Source organism: Bacillus sp. AFS001701 (assembly GCF_002559405.1).
GTDB lineage: Bacteria > Bacillota > Bacilli > Bacillales > Bacillaceae_G > Gottfriedia.
Window position 1 is genome coordinate 1 of sequence record NZ_NTZO01000251.1, and the last position, 1,010, is coordinate 1,010.

2 protein-coding genes are annotated in these 1,010 nt (G+C 26.5%); one reads left to right on the forward strand and one right to left on the reverse strand.

Annotation, left to right across the window (positions count from 1 at the left end; genetic code table 11):
* Window positions 1-24: 24 nt before the first annotated feature.
* On the forward strand, window positions 25-315 hold the full coding sequence (locus tag CN514_RS16675) for a hypothetical protein (protein WP_141529401.1): 291 nt from the start codon (window positions 25-27) through the stop codon (window positions 313-315).
* A gap of 76 nt (window positions 316-391) precedes the next feature.
* Here the strand turns inward: CN514_RS16675 and CN514_RS16680 are convergent.
* Window positions 392-1,010: hypothetical protein (locus CN514_RS16680; protein ID WP_217993933.1), on the reverse strand; the 619-nt coding region annotated here is incomplete at its 5' end.

Here is a 1,010-nt window from a genome sequence, read left to right on the forward strand (position 1 = left end):
ATCTTATATAGAGGAGAATATATTATGAAAAAGAAGATAATGATTCCTTTATTAATAGCTACTGTATTAATCACTTCGTACACTTATGCAAAAATAAAACTACATTTAACAAAAAATGCAGTTGAGCAATATCTTATTAAGGAAAAAGGCCTAAAAAAACAAGAGATAGAAGAACTTCATCCAGTTTTTGATTGGATTAAATCATCTGGTGATCGAAAATGGTCAGTTCGTGTGAAAATAAAAGGCGATAATGAATATTATGGTTATTATAAAGATAGTAAAAATAATAAAATAATATTAGATTCACTTAGATAATAAAGAGCATCAACACTTGTGAAAAAGTTAACATAAACTTTTACAAACGGAAATGCCCATAATTTTTCTCCTTGACTTAATACTTAGTTAGAATAATTTGAAATACTTTCTCTTCATATATTATGAAAGTCAATTTTATATTTTGCTCTTTATCAAGATACGTTATCATATCTCCTATTTCATCAATCGAGCGAATGTAGTTATTACCGTATTTACTTTTAATAGTAGATACATCGCTTCCTATTCCAATACCTTTATCCGTTTTTAATTTAGGATCTTCAGAAACAATACTATTAATTTTAATGTTTTTAGTTCCAATATAGAGTTTCTTAAATTGATAGTTTCTATCATTTTCAACAGGAAGTATTACTACAATGTCTGTGTGTTTAACTGTTCTTCCATATTTACTTTTTAGATCTACCAATAGTTCCGGTGTAACTTGTTTACCAATCTTTATTTCATTCAATCCTTCACTTTTTAGTGAAGTACTTTCTAGTAGTCTATTTTTTACTAAAATAGAAGTACGCTCAACAATGAAAAAACCAACTAATAGCAATACAATAATTCCAAATAGTACAGTAATATACTTCCAGGGGATCAGTTTAAATAATAGGTTCCCTAGAATTAGTAATAAAATTAAAACTAAGATTTTTATTATCATTTTTTTATTCTCCCAAACTTTTACGAAATGTAGG